15 protein-coding genes are annotated in these 15,356 nt (G+C 72.4%); 7 read left to right on the top strand and 8 right to left on the bottom strand.

Translation table 11 applies throughout. The annotated features are described in order from the left end of the window. Positions 1–2 precede the first annotated feature (2 nt). Positions 3–2,780 (bottom strand): PAS domain S-box protein, encoded by a 2,778-nt coding sequence (locus tag AC4BG9_RS17600; RefSeq protein WP_490572420.1) that lies wholly within the window; start codon positions 2,778–2,780, stop codon positions 3–5. Positions 2,781–2,857: 77 nt separating this feature from the next. Between AC4BG9_RS17600 and AC4BG9_RS17595 the strand changes: the two genes are divergently transcribed. After that, the gene (locus AC4BG9_RS17595) at positions 2,858–3,718 is read left to right on the top strand and encodes an alpha/beta fold hydrolase (RefSeq protein WP_490572419.1); all 861 of its coding nucleotides are present in this window, start codon (positions 2,858–2,860) and stop codon (positions 3,716–3,718) included. A gap of 29 nt (positions 3,719–3,747) precedes the next feature. Beyond that, positions 3,748–4,476, top strand: a complete 729-nt coding sequence (gene recO / locus AC4BG9_RS17590; protein WP_490572418.1) for a DNA repair protein RecO — start codon at positions 3,748–3,750, stop codon at positions 4,474–4,476. A gap of 9 nt (positions 4,477–4,485) precedes the next feature. On the opposite strand, the gene AC4BG9_RS17585 is transcribed toward recO, so the two are convergent. From AC4BG9_RS17585 to AC4BG9_RS17565, 5 genes are read right to left on the bottom strand one after another with little or no spacing between them, the layout of a single operon-like run. Continuing rightward, entirely contained in the window at positions 4,486–5,262 is a 777-nt protein-coding gene (locus tag AC4BG9_RS17585; protein WP_490572417.1) for an isoprenyl transferase, read from the bottom strand. Positions 5,263–5,271: 9 nt separating this feature from the next. Beyond that, the gene (locus AC4BG9_RS17580; RefSeq protein ID WP_490572416.1) at positions 5,272–5,724 is read right to left on the bottom strand and encodes a Fur family transcriptional regulator; all 453 of its coding nucleotides are present in this window, start codon (positions 5,722–5,724) and stop codon (positions 5,272–5,274) included. Continuing rightward, positions 5,711–6,730: a metal ABC transporter permease gene (locus AC4BG9_RS17575; protein WP_490572415.1), complete on the bottom strand. Its 1,020-nt coding sequence runs from the start codon at positions 6,728–6,730 to the stop codon at positions 5,711–5,713. Before AC4BG9_RS17575 ends, AC4BG9_RS17580 begins: the two co-directional genes overlap by 14 nt. After that, positions 6,727–7,536 carry a metal ABC transporter ATP-binding protein gene (locus tag AC4BG9_RS17570; protein ID WP_490572414.1) on the bottom strand — a complete coding sequence of 270 codons (810 nt, stop codon included), beginning with the start codon at positions 7,534–7,536 and terminating at the stop codon, positions 6,727–6,729. Before AC4BG9_RS17570 ends, AC4BG9_RS17575 begins: the two co-directional genes overlap by 4 nt. Further along, positions 7,530–8,465, bottom strand: a complete 936-nt coding sequence (locus tag AC4BG9_RS17565) for a metal ABC transporter substrate-binding protein (RefSeq protein ID WP_490572413.1) — start codon at positions 8,463–8,465, stop codon at positions 7,530–7,532. The genes AC4BG9_RS17570 and AC4BG9_RS17565 overlap by 7 nt, the downstream gene beginning before the upstream one ends. Positions 8,466–8,545: 80 nt before the next feature. Here AC4BG9_RS17565 and AC4BG9_RS17560 point away from each other — a divergent pair, with 80 nt between their 5' ends. The 5 genes from AC4BG9_RS17560 to AC4BG9_RS17540 all read left to right on the top strand — a co-directional run bounded on the left by AC4BG9_RS17560 (position 8,546) and on the right by AC4BG9_RS17540 (position 13,954). Beyond that, a complete protein-coding gene (locus AC4BG9_RS17560; RefSeq protein WP_490572412.1) occupies positions 8,546–8,866 on the top strand; it encodes an antibiotic biosynthesis monooxygenase family protein in 321 nt (106 codons plus the stop codon). 47 nt (positions 8,867–8,913) lie between these two features. Continuing rightward, entirely contained in the window at positions 8,914–10,311 is a 1,398-nt protein-coding gene (locus tag AC4BG9_RS17555) for a glycine--tRNA ligase (protein WP_490572411.1), read from the top strand. Between the two features lie 35 nt (positions 10,312–10,346). Then, complete coding sequence (dusB, locus tag AC4BG9_RS17550) at positions 10,347–11,495, top strand: tRNA dihydrouridine synthase DusB (protein WP_490572410.1); 1,149 nt, start codon at positions 10,347–10,349, stop codon at positions 11,493–11,495. Positions 11,496–11,685: 190 nt separating this feature from the next. After that, on the top strand, positions 11,686–12,618 hold the full coding sequence (locus tag AC4BG9_RS17545; protein ID WP_490572409.1) for an SH3 domain-containing protein: 933 nt from the start codon (positions 11,686–11,688) through the stop codon (positions 12,616–12,618). Between the two features lie 70 nt (positions 12,619–12,688). Next, the gene (locus AC4BG9_RS17540; RefSeq protein ID WP_490572408.1) at positions 12,689–13,954 is read left to right on the top strand and encodes a deoxyguanosinetriphosphate triphosphohydrolase; all 1,266 of its coding nucleotides are present in this window, start codon (positions 12,689–12,691) and stop codon (positions 13,952–13,954) included. An 11-nt stretch (positions 13,955–13,965) separates the two neighbouring features. Here AC4BG9_RS17540 and AC4BG9_RS17535 read toward each other — a convergent pair whose 3' ends face one another. Together AC4BG9_RS17535 and AC4BG9_RS17530 are read right to left on the bottom strand one after the other, a co-directional pair. After that, the gene (locus AC4BG9_RS17535) at positions 13,966–14,295 is read right to left on the bottom strand and encodes a hypothetical protein (protein ID WP_490572407.1); all 330 of its coding nucleotides are present in this window, start codon (positions 14,293–14,295) and stop codon (positions 13,966–13,968) included. Between the two features lie 24 nt (positions 14,296–14,319). Next, complete coding sequence (locus AC4BG9_RS17530) at positions 14,320–15,354, bottom strand: YihY/virulence factor BrkB family protein (protein WP_490572406.1); 1,035 nt, start codon at positions 15,352–15,354, stop codon at positions 14,320–14,322. Between the last annotated feature and the right edge of the window lie 2 nt (positions 15,355–15,356).

The following is a 15,356-nucleotide window of genomic DNA, read 5'->3' as shown; positions in this document are numbered from 1 at the left end:
CCTCAGGGGGAGCTGACGGGCAGCCGCACCGTGACGGTGGTCCCCGCCAGGTGCGCCGACTCCAGCGTCACCGTCCCCCCGTGGGAGGTGACGATGGCGTGGACGATCGACAGGCCGAGTCCCGTGCCCTGGATGTGGCGTGACTGGGCCGTCGTGCTGCGCCAGAAGCGCGTGAAGAGGTTGCTCTGCTCCTCGCGCGGGATGCCGAGACCGGTGTCGGCCACGGTGAGGACGGCCGTGTCGTCCTCCACGGCCAGGGAGCAGGTCACCCGTCCCCGCGCCTCGGTGAACTTCATCGCGTTGCTGAGCAGGTTCTCCAGGGCGCGCTCGAGCTGGGACCAGTCCCCGTCGACGAGCACCGGCTCGTCGGGGCGGTCGAAGCAGAGGGTGAGGCGCCGGGCGGCCTCCGACGCGGCGGCGCTGTGCTCGAGCGCGTCGACGAGGTCGACCAGGTCGATCCTGGACCGCTCCCACCCGGGTACGTCGTCGGCGATGCCGTTGAGGGCCAGCAGGTTGTCGACGAGGGTCACCAGTCGCTCGCCGTTGCGGTTGATCGCGTCGACCACCGGGGTCTGCTGCTCGGGGATCTCCCCGAAGTCGCCGTCCTGGAGCAGCTCGGTGTAGCCGACGATGCTGGCCACCGGGGTCCTCAGCTCGTGGCTGACGGTGGAGACGAACTCGTCCTTGGCCGAGTCGAGGTTGCGCAGGCGCTCGACGACCATCCGCTCCTTCTCCAGGGCGGTGGCCAGCATCTCCTGGGTCCGGCGCGACTCGGTCACGTCGGTGGCCACGCACAGGTAGCCGATCAGCGAGGAGCTGTGGTCGGTGACCCGGGTCAACGACATCGAGACCAGGGCCCGGCTGCCGTCCGAGCGTCGCCAGGACCAGTCCTGCGACGGCGCGTCGACGAGCTGGTGCAGCAGGGTCAGGAACGAGGGGGAGGAGCCGTGCTCGTGCGCCCAGGCGGCGAGCTCGTCGGGGACGAGGAGGTCGACGAAGGGGGTGCCGATCATCTCGAAGGGGGCCACGGCGAGCAGCTTCTCCGCGCCGGCGTTGAAGAGGGTGATCCGACCCTCGAGGTCGACCCCGATCATGGCCGTGTCGAGCGCCGCGGCGAGCAGGTGCTGGGTCATCTCGGAGGCGTTGAGCTCGGCGGTGATGTCGATCCCGGTCATCACCACGTAGGAGGCCTGGCCCTCGGGGTCGGTGGCGATCCCGCTGGTCCAGGCGAGCCGGCGCTCCCGCCCCTCCCCGTCGAGCAGGACCCCGTCGATGCTGGCGGGGACGTCGGGCAGGCCGCCCCCCGAGAACAGCTCGCGTGCCAGGTCGCGGTGCTCGGGCATCACGAGCACGTCCCAGACCGGCCGCCCGACCAGCTTCTCGACGGGCATCCCCAGCAGCCTGCCGAGGGCGGGGTTGGCCCGGACCAGGGTGCCCTGCAGGTCGCTCACCACGATCACGCAGGCGGTGGTGGCCAAGGTGATGTCGGTGAGCCGCCGCTCCGCGTCGAGGTCGGCGCGCGCCTCCCGCTCGCTGGTCAGGTCGAGGAGCTGGGCGTTGAACATGGGCTCGCCGGAGGAGCCCGAGAGCCTGGTGATGCTGAGCAGCACCTGACGCTCGGGGCGGTGGCGGATGCGACCCTCGCCCCGCCACCCGGTGACTCCTGGGGCAGCCATCTGGGCGGCGATGTCGGTCAGGGAGGTCTCGGTGCGGAGGATCTTGTCGAGGGGACGCCCCACCACCTCACCGCGCTCGAGGCCCAGCAGGGTCGTGGTCTGCTGGTTGGCGTCGTAGACCGTGAAGCGGTCCCGGTCCATCCGCAGGACGAGCATCGCCACCAGGGACTCGGAGAAGTTGCGCTGGAAGAGGTCGCTGCTGGCCCGCAGCCGCTCGGTCAGGCGCAGCGTCTGCTCCACGTTGAGGGCCAGCGGCACGCAGATGAGCACCAGGCAGATGAGGAAGGTCTGGAGGAGCGAGGTGGCGTCCATCCGGTCGAGCGCGGGCCCTCCGATGCGTACGGCGAACGGACCCTGGCCCCGGGTGGTGGCCGCGGAGGCGACCACGGCCATCACGACGACCTCGACCGCGACCACCCGGAGCCCGAACCTGAAGGCGGCCCACACCAGGAAGGGGAACGGGACGAAGGTCATGGCCAGCACGTTGCCGAAGCCGAAGACGACGAGGGCCGCGAGGGTGACCCCGGTGGTCTGCAGGACCAGCTCCCAGAGCCGGATCGGCATCAGGGGCAGGCGCAGGCTGAGCAGGACGGGGGCGATCACCAGGATCGAGGCCGCGTGCGAGGAGCAGATCGCGAGCAGGTAGTGCCGCGGACTGTCGCCCCCGCCGGCCGGGGGCACGATCAGCGCCGCCACGACCCCGCCCAGGGCGCTGGTCAGGGCCGTCGCCCCGACCAGGCGCAGGAAGTCGGTCTGGTCGGCGAGGACGGCGAGCCCGCCGTGACGCAGGCGCATGACCAGGGCGAAGACGACCGCCTCCAGCCCCACCAGGAGGCTGAGGACCAGGGCGAGGGCCACCGGGCGGTCACCGGCCAGGTTGGCGCCGGCGTTGGCGAGCACCACCAGGGGGACGGTCCACCACCACCAGCGACGCGGGGTCACCACCACGAGGGTGCACGCGATGCCGACCGGCGGCCACCAGGTGACCAGCGCGGAGGAGCCGGCCGACGAGATGGTCAGGGTCAGGATGCCCGTGGCCAGGATGAGCACGACGAGTCCGAGCACGGTGCTGCGCCGCTCGAGCTCGCGGACTCGCGTGGACATGGGCACAGTGTTCCAGTCAGGCGGCCCGTTGGTGGGCATTCCTCGGTACTCGCGCCCACGGTCGCTAGATTGCCCTCATGTTGGTCTCTGAGCGGATCGGTCAGCTCTTCCTGCCGTCGGGGGACCGACTGGAGTTCACCGAGTACGGCGGAGGCGAGCGGTGGGTGGTGCTGCTCCACGGCGAGCTGCTCTCCCGGCGGATGCACCAGCCCCTGGCCAGGACCCTGGCGGCCGAGGGATTCCACGTGGTCACCCTCGACCTGCTCGGCCACGGCCGCTCCGACCGGCCGGCAGACCCCCTGGCCTACTCGGTGACCGCCTTCGGCGAGCAGGTGGTGGCCCTGCTCGACCACCTCGGAGCCGCGCGGGCGCTGGTCGGCGGTGTCTCCCTGGGGGCCAACGTGGCCCTGGAGGTGGCGGTGCAGGCACCCGAGCGGGTGCGGGGGCTGCTGCTGGAGGCGCCGCTGCTCGACAACGGGTTCGCCGCCGCCCTGGCCTGCTTCGCGCCGCTGATGGTCGGCGCGCGGGTGGCGCCGGCGGTCTTCTCGGGGGTGCGCAAGGCGAGCCGGGCGGTGCCCCGGGGCCTCGTCCCCTTCTGGGTGGGGGTGGCCCTGGACACCGGCAACCAGCGAGCCGACTCGGTCGCCGCGATGCTCCACGGGGTGCTCTTCGGCCGCCTCGCCCCGGACGCCGCGCAGCGCCGGGCCGTCACCGCCCCGGCCCTGGTCCTGTCCCACCGCGGCGACCCGGCCAGGCCCCTGGCGGACGCCCGGATGCTGACCCAGGAGCTGCCCCAGGCCCGCCTGGTGCGGACCCGGGGCCCATGGGAGTGGCGGCTCGAGCCCGCCCGGATGGACGCCGAGGCGCTCTCCTTCGCGCTGGACGTCTGGGAGGCCCGCGGGACGCGCCGTACCCGCAGGCGCAGCAGCAGCCGCTGATCGCCGGCCCCGTCGGGCACAATGGTCCGGTGCCCCTGTACCGCGACGAGGCGGTCGTCCTGCGCACCCACAAGCTGGGGGAGGCCGACCGCATCATCACCCTGCTGACCCGCCAGCACGGGCTGGTGCGGGCGGTGGCCAAGGGCGTACGCCGGACCAGCTCCCGGTGGGGCTCCCGGCTGGAGCCCTTCACCCACGTCGACCTCCAGCTCGCCGAGGGACGCTCGCTGGACGTGATCACCCAGGCGGAGACGCTGACGCCCTTCCACTCCCGGCTGGGACTGGACTACGACCGCTACACCGCGGGCACCGTCATGCTGGAGACCGCCCAGCGGCTGGTGGTGGAGGAGCGGGAGCCGGCGGTGCAGCAGTTCCTGCTCCTGGTGGGAGGTCTGCGGGCGATGGTGTCGGGGGAGCACGCGCCCGGGCAGCTCCTCGACTCCTACCTCCTGCGCTCCCTGTCGGTGGCGGGCTACGCGCCCTCCTTCGACCACTGCGTGCGGTGCGGCACCGAGGGTCCGCACCGGTTCTTCAGCCCCGCCGCCGGGGGCGCGCTCTGCACCCTGTGCAAGCTGCCGGGGTCGGCGACCCCGGCGCCGGAGACCCTGCGGCTGCTGGGCGCGCTGCTCGCCGGCGACTGGCCGGTCGTGCACGCGGCCGAGCCGCGTCACCTGCGGGAGGCCAGCGGCCTGGTCTCGGCCTACCTGGCCTGGCACGTCGAGCGAGGACTGCGCTCCCTGGAGCACGTGGAGCGCTGAGCGGCCAGGTCAGGCCGATCCGTACCGCCGGTCGCGGCGGGCGTACTCCTCCACGGCGGCCCACAGGTGGGTCCGGTCGACGTCGGGCCACAGCACGTCGGAGAAGACGAACTCGCTGTAGGCCGACTGCCAGGTCATGTAGTTGGACAGACGCTGCTCGCCCGAGGTGCGCCACACCATGTCGGCCTCCGACCACTCCGGCACGTAGAGGTAGCGGGCGATGGTCCGCTCGTCGATCCGGTCCGGGTTGAGGCGGCCGGCCGCGACCTCGCGGCCGATGGCCCGGACCGCGTCGGCGATCTCCGCCCGGCCACCGTAGTTGACGCACATGGTCAGCGTCAGCACGTCGTTGTCCCGGGTGAGCTCCTCGGCGGTCTTCAGCTCCTTGATCACCGACCGCCACAGACGGGGAGCCCGGCCGGCCCACCTGACCCGCACCCCGAGCTCGTGCATCTCGTCGCGCCGGCGGCGGATGACGTCGCGGTTGAAGCCCATGAGGAAGCGCACCTCCTCGGGCGACCGGGACCAGTTCTCGGTGGAGAAGGCGTAGGCCGAGATCGCCTTCACGCCGATCTCGATGGCGCCCTCGACCACGTCGAACAGGGAGCTCTCGCCCTGCTCGTGGCCGCGGGTGCGCGGCAGGCCCCGCTCCTTGGCCCACCGGCCGTTGCCGTCCATCACGACCGCGACGTGACGCGGCACCAGCTCGGCCGGAACGGCCGGGGGCCGGGCGCCCGAGGGATGGGGGGTCGGACGTCGGACCTCACGCTTCGCACCGGGACGCACAGCGGGAGCCTAGCCGCCGGACCCGGTGTGGTCGTCGTCGCCGGCCGGCGCGGTCAGGCAGGCCGGGCAGGTCCCGAAGATCTCCAGCTCGTGGCTGAGGTCGGCATAGCCGTGCTCGCGCGCGATGGCCTGGGTCCACCGCTCAACCGCCGGGCCCTCCACCTCCACCGTGGCCCCGCACCCGCGGCAGACGAGGTGGTGGTGGTGGGTGGCCGAGCAGCGCCGGTACATCGCCTCGCCGTCCTCGTTGCGCAGCACGTCGACCGCGCCCGCGTCGGCGAGGGCGGCCAGGGTGCGGTAGACGGTGGCCAGGCCCACCTTCTCCCCTCGGGCCCGAAGCAGGTCGTGGATCTGCTGGGCGGAGCGGAAGTCGTCGAACGTGGCGAGGGTCTCCGAGACGGCCGTCCGCTGCCGGGTGGGGCGCAGGCCGGGCTCGGGCCGGGTGCTGTCAGTGCTCGTCATAGTGGGCCTCGTGCGGTGCGTGCCGGTGTCCGTCGTGCAGGTAGTCGACGTGGTCGCCGTGCGCCACCCCGCGGTGACCGCAACCCTCGCCGTGCCGGTGCGGGTGGTCCTCGGGGCGCAGGTGGGCCGCGTCCTGCGGCTCCGGACCCTCGTCGACGAAGGGGAGACGGAGCCGCTGGCGTCGGCGCAGCAGCGCCCCGACCGGCCAGGTGAGCCCGAACAACAGCAGGCTCAGCAGCACGATGGACGCGCCGGGGGCCACGTCGGCGCGGTAGGAGGCGGCGGCCGCGATCACCAGGCCGCCGAAGGAGGCGGCCAGGCCCACGCCCATCGCCAGCACCAGGGTGGCGCGGAACGAGCGGGCCAGCTGTTGTGCGGTGGCCACCGGCACCACCATCAGCGCCGAGACCAGCAGCAGGCCCACGGTGCGCATCGCGACGGTCACCGAGACCGCGGCCAGCACCGCGACGAGGAGGTTGTAGCCCCGGACCCGGAGCCCGGCGACCCGGGCGAACTCCTGGTCCTGGGAGACGGCGAAGAGCTGGGGTGAGAGACCCAGGCAGAGCACGGTCAGCACCACGGCGAAGGCGAGGGTGAAGACGACGTCCCCGCGGGAGACGCTGAGCAGGGAGCCGAAGAGGTACTGCTGCAGACGCGCGGTGCTCTCCCCGCCGACGCCGGCCACGAAGATGCCGCCGGCCAGCCCGCCGTAGAAGAGCAGCGCCAGGGCGAGGTCGCCGTTGGTGTTGCCGCGCTCACGGATCACCTCGATCGCCACCGCGCCGAGCACGGCCGCGAGCACCGCGGTCCAGGTCGGGGAGAAGCCGGTGACCAGGCCGATCGCGACGCCGGTGACCGCGACGTGGCCGAGGCCGTCGCCCATCAGGGACATCCGGCGCTGCACCAGGTAGGTGCCGACCGCGGGGACGGCGAGGCCGGTGAAGATCGCCGCCAGCAGGGCGCGCTGCATGAAGGGCAGGGAGAACAGCTCGAGAAGGTCGTTCATCGGTCGCCCTCCGGCGGGTCCAGGGGCGAGGCGACGAAGGGGACGTGGTCCTGCTGGGGCTCGACGTGGTGGTGGGTGTGCGCCTCGCCGAGATGGGGGGAGTGCACCTCGTGGTCGTCCAGGGGGGCGCCGTCGTAGGCGATCCGGCCGCTGCGCATCACCACGGCGCGGTCCACCAGCGGGCGCATCGGGCCCAGCTCGTGGGCGACCAGGATGATCGTCGCGCCGCGTCGCGCCAGGGTGCGCAGCGCGTCGGCGAGCGCCTCCTGGTGGGGCAGGTCCACCCCGGCCGTCGGCTCGTCGAGCAGGAAGAGCTCCGGCTCGCCGGCCAGCGCCCGGGCGATCAGCGCGCGTTGCTGCTGCCCCCCGGAGAGGGCGGTGATCCCGGTGCGGGACAGCTGCTCGAGGCCGACCACCTGCAGGGCGTCCTCGATCACCTGGCGGTCGTGGCGGCCCAGGGGCCGGAAGAGGCGCCGCCGGGTGAGCCGGCCGGAGGCGACCACCTCCCAGACCGAGGCGGGCACGCCCGAGCCGGCCCCGGCGCGCTGCGGGACGAAGCCCACCCGGTGCCAGTCGCGGAAGGTCGCGAGCGGGGTGCCGAACAGGGACGCCGAGCCGGCGGCCAGGGGGCGCAGGCCGGTGGTGGCGCGCACCAGGGTGGACTTGCCGGAGCCGTTGGCGCCCATCAGGGCGACGAACTCCCCGGTCCGCACGGTGAGATCGACGCCGCGCACCACCGGGCGGCCGTCGATGGACACCGACACGTTGCGCAGCTCGACCGGCGGCTGGCCGGGGTCGCTCAGCATCCGTCGGCCCGCCGGAGCGCCGCGAGGTTGTCGCGCATCAGGGAGAGGTAGTCGGCCCCCGCGCTGCTGTCGGCCAGCCCTTCGATCGGGTCGAGGGTGTCGGTGGTCAGCCCGGTGTCCTCGGCCAGGGTGCGGGCCGGCGCCGCGGAGCCCAGGGTCTCGCTGAAGACGGTGGTGAGTCCTTCTTCGCGGATCAGCTCCTGGAGGTGCTGGAGGTCGGCGGCCGTGGGCTCGGCGTCGGGGGAGAGGCCGGCGATCGGCTCGAACTCCAGCCCGTACTTGCGCAGGTAGCCGAAGGCGTCGTGGCTCACCACCACCACGTTGCGCTCGCACCCGGCCAGCCCGTCGACGTACTCCTGGTCCAGCTCCTCCAGTCGGCTGCGGAGCCGAGCCGCGCCGGCGGCGTACTCCTCGGCGCCCTCGGGGTCGACCTGCGCGAGCTCGTCGGCCACGGCGTCGCCCAGGTCGGCCATCAGCAGCGGGTCGAGCCAGAAGTGGGGGTCGTCCTCGCCGTGGTCGTGCCCCTGGTCGGCGTGGTCGTCGGCGTGCTCGTGGTCGTGGCCCTCGGCGGCGGGGGCCAGGTCGATGACGTCCTCGACGTCGAGGACGGCGCCCTCGGCGTTCTGCTCGGCCGCCTCCTCCACCTCGGGCTGGAGGGCGGCGTGGGTGAGCACCAGGTCGGCCGAGGCGAGGTCCGCGGTCTTCTCGATCGTCAGCCCGCCGTCGTGCGCCTCCTGGCCCGGCTTGGTCAGGTTGACCACGTCGGCCCGGTCTCCGGCGACCTGCTCGGCGACCCAGGCCAGGGGGTAGAACCCGGCGGCCACCTCGACGGGGGCGTCCGCGGCCCGGCCCTGGTCGTCCGAGGTGCCGCACCCGGCGGCGAGGAGGGCGGTCGGGAGCAGCAGTGCGAGGGTGGTGCGACTGTTCATGAGAACCATTCTCACACCGGTCGCCAGCGCGTGCCACCTCGGGCCCCATCCCCGGGTCGGCCGGCGCCTAGGCTGGCCCGGTGATCGTGATCAACAGGTTCCAGGTGCCCGCCCAGGCCGCGGAGCAGTTCCGCGACGACCTCCAGCGCGCGCTGGAGACCCTGGCGCAGCGGCCGGGCTACGTCCGCGGCGGCGTCGGCCGCAACCTCGACGACCCGGAGCTGTGGGTGCTGCACAGCGAGTGGCGCGACGTGGGCTCCTACCGCCGCGCGCTCTCCTCCTACGAGGTCAAGCTCACCGCCGTCCCGGTGCTGAGCCGGGCCGTCGACGAGCCCAGCGCCTACGAGACCGTGCTGCCGGGAGCCGCCCTCAACGAGGCGCGGAGCCGCTCGATACCCTGATCCTTCGAGGTCGGCAGCCAGCCGGCCGTGCGCTCAGGAGCTCACCCGTGGCCAAGCCGCCCCCCACGCCCGTCGACAACGTCGTCTCGCTCGCCAAGCGGCGGGGCTTCGTCTACCCCTGCGGGGAGATCTACGGCGGCACCCGGTCGGCCTGGGACTACGGCCCGCTCGGTGTCGAGCTCAAGGAGAACATCAAGCGGCAGTGGTGGCGCTCGGTGGTGCAGCGCCGCCAGGACGTCGTCGGCCTCGACTCCAGCATCATCCTCCCGCGTCAGACCTGGGAGGCCTCCGGCCACGTCGACACCTTCAACGACCCGCTGACCGAGTGCCAGTCGTGCCACAAGCGCTACCGCGCCGACCACCTCCAGGAGGCGTACGCGGAGAAGAAGGGCCTCGACGACCCCGACGCCGTCGATCTGCGCGAGGTCGCCTGCGCCAACTGCGGCACCCGTGGCGCGTGGACGGAGCCGCGCCAGTTCTCCGGGATGCTCAAGACCCACCTCGGTGTCACCGAGGACGAGTCCGGCATGCACTACCTGCGTCCCGAGACCGCGCAGGGCATCTTCCTCAACTTCGCCAACGTGGTGACCTCGAGCCGGATGAAGCCCCCGTTCGGCATCGCCCAGATCGGCAAGAGCTTCCGCAACGAGATCACGCCGGGCAACTTCATCTTCCGCACCCGCGAGTTCGAGCAGATGGAGATGGAGTTCTTCGTCAAGCCCGGCGAGGACGAGGAGTGGCACCAGTACTGGATCGACGAGCGCACCCGCTGGTACACCGACCTCGGGATCAACCCCGACAACCTGCGCCACTTCGAGCACCCGAAGGAGAAGCTGAGCCACTACTCCAAGCGGACCGTCGACATCGAGTACCGCTTCCGGTTCGCCGGCTCGGAGTGGGGCGAGCTCGAGGGGGTGGCCAACCGCACCGACTTCGACCTGACCACCCACTCCCAGCACTCCGGCCAGGACCTGAGCTACTTCGACCAGGCGGCCAACGAGCGCTACGTCCCCTACGTCATCGAGCCGGCAGCGGGCCTCTCCCGCAGCCTGATGACCTTCCTGGTCGACGCCTACGCCGAGGACGAGGCGCCCAACACCAAGGGCGGCGTGGACAAGCGCACCGTGCTGCGGCTGGACCCGCGGCTGGCTCCGGTCAAGGTCGCGGTGCTCCCCCTGAGCCGCAACGCCGGCCTGAGCCCCAAGGCCAAGGGCCTGGCCGCCGAGCTGCGGGAGAACTGGAACGTCGAGTTCGACGACTCCGGCGCGATCGGCCGGCGCTACCGCCGCCAGGACGAGATCGGCACGCCGTACTGCGTGACCGTCGACTTCGACACCCTCGAGGACGGCGCGGTCACGGTGCGCGAGCGCGACTCGATGAACCAGGAGCGGATCAGCCTGGACGGGATCACCCGCTACTTCGCCGAGCGGCTGCTCGGCTGCTGACGACCGCGTCCACCGCAGCGAGGAAGGAGGGCCCGGTGCTCGACCCCGCCCTGCCCACCGAGCTGGTCCTGGGGGACCTCAGGATCGCGACCCCGGTCGTGCTCGCCCCGATGGCCGGGATCACCAACGCCGCCTACCGCCGCCTCTGCGCCGAGCAGGGGGCGGGGCTCTACGTCTGCGAGATGATCACCTCCCGCGGGCTGGTCGAGGGCGACGAGACGACCCGGAAGATGCTGGTCTTCGACGAGCTGGAGACGGTCCGCTCGGTCCAGCTCTACGGCACCGACCCCGGCTACGTCGGCAAGGCCGCCGAGATCCTGTGCGCCGAGTACGGCGTGCACCACGTCGACCTCAACTTCGGCTGCCCGGTGCCCAAGGTCACCCGCAAGGGCGGTGGCGGAGCCCTGCCGTGGAAGCGGGGGCTGCTCGCGGAGATCCTCGAGGCCGCGGTGGCGGCGACCGCGCCGTACGGCGTGCCGGTCACCATGAAGACCCGCAAGGGACTCGACGAGGACCACCTCACCTACCTCGACGCCGGCCGCATCGCCCAGGAGGCGGGGGTGGCCGCGATCGCGCTCCACGGGCGCACCGTGGAGCAGGCCTACTCCGGCGCGGCCGACTGGGAGGCCATCGCCCGCCTGGTCGAGCACGTCGACATCCCGGTCCTCGGCAACGGGGACGTGTGGGAGGCGGGCGACGCCGTGCGGATGGTGCGCGAGACGGGTGCGGCGGGAGTGGTCGTGGGCCGGGGCTGCCTGGGGCGGCCGTGGCTCTTCAGGGACCTGGCCGCGGCCTTCTCCCAGACGCCGGTCGAGACGACGCTGCCCACCCTCGGCGAGGTGCGGACGATGATGCGGCGCCACGCGGAGCTGCTCTGCCAGCACATGGGGGAGGAGCGCGGGTGCAAGGAGTTCCGCAAGCACGTCAGCTGGTACCTCAAGGGCTTCCGGGCCGGCGGGCCGCTTCGGCACTCCCTGGCCCTGGTCGACTCCCTGGCCGCGCTCGACCGGCTGCTCGAGGAGCTGGACCCGGACGAGCGCTTCCCGGTCACCGAGCTGGGGGCGCCGCGGGGTCGTCAGGGGTCGCCCCGCAAGCGGGTGGTGCTTCCCGAGGGCTGGCTCGACGACACCGACGGACGGGGCGGCCACGTCCGGGAGGACGCCGACGAGGCCACCGGCGGGTGACGCCCGGGCCGGGTGTGAGCGGTGGCGCGGGTCCGTCGTCCGGATAGCGGAGGGTGAGCGGAGACACCCTGAGACAGGCAGTTGAAATGTCTAGATCTGTCCGACAGTGTGCTTGACTCATCGACCGCGCCGCCCGTGCACGATCTGCACGCCGGCACGACCTGTCAGCAACAGCAAAGGAACAAACGCTGTGGCAAAGCATCGCCACAAGCGGGAGACCAATGCCCGCACCCCCCTGGCCCGAGCCGCTCTCTTCGCGGCACCGGTCGCCTTCTTGACCACCACCTCCGCTGTCGCTCTCGGCGTCGTGTCGCAGCACCCCGACCCGTCCCGCGACCTGCTCGCCGGTACCTCGATCGGCGGTGTCGTCGAACTCCCGGAGCGCTCCGCCCCGGTCACCCGCAGCGGGTCCCGCACCGGCGACGGGACTCAGACGGCCAAGCAGGCGGCCAAGAAGGCCGCAAAGAAGGCCGCCAAGCAGGCGGCTCGCAAGGCGGACCAGAAGAAGGGGGCCGCCCAGGCCCGCCAGCGCCAGGCCCAGGTGACGGCCCTGGCCGTCCAGCAGGCCGACACCCGGCTCTGGACCACCGAGGCCCTGAACCTGTGGACCGACGCCGGGGCGTCCGCCGAGAAGACGGGCGTCCTGGACTCCGGGGAGCGGGTCCTGGTCACCGGACGTTCCCAGGAGGGCCGGGTCGAGGTCGTCGTCGACGGCACGTCGCGCTGGGTCACCGCCGGCTACCTCGACGAGGAGAGGCCCGTGGCCGGCATCGGCGGCGACTGCCGCAACGGCACCTCGGTGCCGTCCGGGGTCGACCCCGACATCACGAAGGTCCACCAGGCCGTGTGTGCCCGGTTCCCGCAGATCACCTCCTACGGCACCTTCCGCAGCGACGGCGAGCACGGCCAGGGCCGGGCCGTCGACGTGATGGTGAGCGGTGCCCTCGGCTGGGAGATCGCGGAGTACCTGCGCGCCAACTACGTCGGGCTCGGCATCGAGTACCTCATCTACGCGCAGAAGATCTGGTCGGTGGACCGGGCGGGCGAGGGCTGGCGGGGCATGTCGAACCGCGGCTCGACCACCGCCAACCACTACGACCACGTGCACGTCACGGTCTACTGAGCCGGCCTCGCGCCCGGCCTCTCCCGCCCGCGGGGTCGTGCGTCGGCGGCGGCCGGTAACGTCGCGTCCGATGGAGCACCTGTACGACGAAGCCGCGCGCGAGCGGCTCGTTCCCGAGCCGCCCAAGAGGGTCGACGCCCCCGTCCGCATGCCCTTCGAGCGCGACCGCGCCCGAGTGGTGCACGCGGCCGCCAGCCGACGGCTGGCGGCCAAGACGCAGGTGATGGGCCCGCAGACCGACGACTTCGTGCGCAACCGGCTCACCCACAGCCTCGAGGTCGCCCAGGTGGCCCGTGACCTGGCCAAGGCGCTGGGCTGCCACCCCGATCTGGCCGAGACCGCGGCGCTCGCGCACGACCTGGGCCATCCGCCGTTCGGTCACAACGGCGAGCGGGTGCTGGCCGAGCTGAGCCAGGCATGCGGCGGGTTCGAGGGCAACGCCCAGACGCTGCGGCTCCTCACCCGGCTGGAGGCCAAGACCTTCGACGCCGAGGGGGCCAGCGTGGGTCTCAACCTGACCCGGGCCACCCTCGACGCCTGCACCAAATATCCCTGGACGCGCGAGTCGGCCCAGCCGCCGGCCGGCGTCCACGGCGACGGCACTCCCCGGGTGGTGGTCAAGTTCGGCGTCTACACCGACGACCTCGGGGTCTTCGAGTGGATGCGGCGAGGCGTGAGCGGCACCCGTCAGTGCCTCGAGGCCCAGGTGATGGACCTCGCCGACGACGTCGCCTACTCCGTCCACGACGTCGAGGACGGCGTGGTCGCCGGTCGGGTCGACCTGACCAGGCTGGATCGCGACGCGCTCTGGGAGACCGTGCGCGGGTGGTACACCCCGGACGCCACCGACGACGTGCTCGACGACGTGCTCGCGGGGCTGCGGGCCCAGGAGAGCTGGCCCACCGCCGCCTACGACCACGGCCGACGCGGGCTGGCCTCGCTCAAGAACCTCACCAGCGACCTGATCGGGCGCTTCTGCGGCAGCGTCCAGCAGGCGACGTTCGCGGCCTCGGGGGGCCCGTTCGTGCGCTACCGCGGCGACCTGGTGGTGCCGGAGCGGACCCGCCTCGAGATCGCCGTGCTCAAAGGGATCGCGGCGCACTACGTGATGAGCGCCGACGACCGGGTCGCGCTGATGGTCCGGCAGCGCGAGCTGATGGCCGAGCTCGTCGAGACCCTCCTGGCGCGGGGGCCGGACGCACTCGACCGCCCTTTCGCCGAGGACTGGGAAAGGGCGGTCGACGAGGCGAGCCGCCTCCGGGTCGTCATCGACCAGGTGGCCTCGCTGACCGACTCGAGCGCGGTCTCACGGTTGGCCGCCCTGGCCGGTAGCTGAACCGGCTCGGCTCAGGGCAGGTCGCCCTTGGGGTAGGGGTCGTCCTGGCGTGCGGTGCTGTCCGGGTTGAGCTGGTCGACCAGGTCGTCCTTGCCGCTGTCGCTGCCGCCCCCGGGACGGACCTTGTCGGCGGCGGCGCCGGCGACCCCGGAGACCTTCTCCTTCACCAGCGGCGCCTTCTCCTTGGCCAGGTCGGCGGCCTGCTGGGCCCCGGCCTGCACCTGCGGGTTGGACTTGAAGCGGTTGAAGCCGGTGCGGATCTGCTCGTAGCGCTCGCGCCCCGCCTTGGCGCCGAGCACGTAGCCGGCGCCGGCTGCGATCAGCAGCATGGACTTCTTCATCGTGGATTCCACCTTTCGTGTGGGTCAGTCCGAGGCCCGGGTCCGGACGCCCGGTTCGGTATGAGGGTCTTCCTGCGGGTCCTCGCCGGAGGCGAGCCGGATGGCCCGGCCCTCCTCGATCTCCTGCTGCTCCTTGGCGGCGGCCTTGTCCACGTTGCGATGGTCGCGCAGCGGCAGCTGGAGGTCGACCTCCGCCGGCACGCCCTCCTCGAGCTCGCGGCCGCGCTCGAGCTCGGAGTCGATCTCGGCGCCCAGCAGCAGCGCGAGGTTCATGATCCAGAGGAAGAGCAGCGCGACGATGACGCCGGCCAGGGAGCCGTAGGTCTTGTTGTAGCTGGCGAAGTTGGCCACGTAGAACGAGAAGCCGACCGAGGCCAGCACCCCGGCCAGCACGGCCACCACGGCGCCGGGCGAGAGCCACTTGATCTTGGGATGCTTCACGTTGGGGGTGAAGTAGTAGAGCAGGGCGATCATCACCATCACGATCACCGCGAGCACCGGCCACTTGGCGATGTTCCAGACCGTCACGGCCGTGCCGCCGAGACCGATGACGTCACCGATCGAGCGCGCCAGGTCGCCGGAGACGATCAGCATGACCAGCACCAGCGCCATCAGCACCAGGAGCACGGCGGTCAGCAGCAGCATCTGAGGGCGGAGCTTCCAGATCGGCCGGCCCTCGTCGATCTCGTAGATCCGGTTCATGGCCCGCGAGAACGCGCCCACGAAGCCCGACGCCGTCCACAGGGCACCCGCGAGACCCGCGACCAGGGCGAGGCCGGCGCCCTGGGAGGTGGCCAGCTCGCGCAGCGTCGGCTCCACCGAGCCCAGCATGCTGTCCGAGACGAGCGGGGCCAGGACCTCCAGGAGCGTGTCGACCGACTTCTCGGGGTCCTGCCCGACGACGCCGAGGAGCGCGCTCAGGGCGATCGCCGCGGGGAAGATCGAGAGCACCGCGTAGTAGGTGAGGGCGGCGGCCAGGTCGGTGCACTGGTCGCGGGAGAACTCCCGGAAGGCCCGCTTGAGGACGTACTTCAGTGAGCGGCGATCGAGCTTGTCCATGC

This window comes from Nocardioides sp. Z40_12 (assembly GCF_058215795.1).
The sequence above is the reverse complement of the archived record's forward strand: the minus strand, read 5'-3'. Positions and strand labels throughout refer to the sequence as shown.

Excerpts from the sequence above, each read along its gene's own strand:
- AC4BG9_RS17600 (WP_490572420.1), bottom strand. The coding sequence starts at position 2,780 with ATGTCCACGCGAGTCCGCGAGCTCGAGCGGCGCAGCACCGTGCTCGGA.
- AC4BG9_RS17595 (WP_490572419.1), top strand. The coding sequence starts at position 2,858 with ATGTTGGTCTCTGAGCGGATCGGTCAGCTCTTCCTGCCGTCGGGGGAC.
- AC4BG9_RS17580 (WP_490572416.1), bottom strand. The coding sequence starts at position 5,724 with ATGACGAGCACTGACAGCACCCGGCCCGAGCCCGGCCTGCGCCCCACC.
- AC4BG9_RS17575 (WP_490572415.1), bottom strand. The coding sequence starts at position 6,730 with ATGAACGACCTTCTCGAGCTGTTCTCCCTGCCCTTCATGCAGCGCGCC.
- AC4BG9_RS17570 (WP_490572414.1), bottom strand. The coding sequence starts at position 7,536 with ATGCTGAGCGACCCCGGCCAGCCGCCGGTCGAGCTGCGCAACGTGTCG.
- AC4BG9_RS17565 (WP_490572413.1), bottom strand. The coding sequence starts at position 8,465 with ATGAACAGTCGCACCACCCTCGCACTGCTGCTCCCGACCGCCCTCCTC.
- AC4BG9_RS17540 (WP_490572408.1), top strand. The coding sequence starts at position 12,689 with ATGGAGCACCTGTACGACGAAGCCGCGCGCGAGCGGCTCGTTCCCGAG.
- AC4BG9_RS17535 (WP_490572407.1), bottom strand. The coding sequence starts at position 14,295 with ATGAAGAAGTCCATGCTGCTGATCGCAGCCGGCGCCGGCTACGTGCTC.
- AC4BG9_RS17530 (WP_490572406.1), bottom strand. The coding sequence starts at position 15,354 with ATGGACAAGCTCGATCGCCGCTCACTGAAGTACGTCCTCAAGCGGGCC.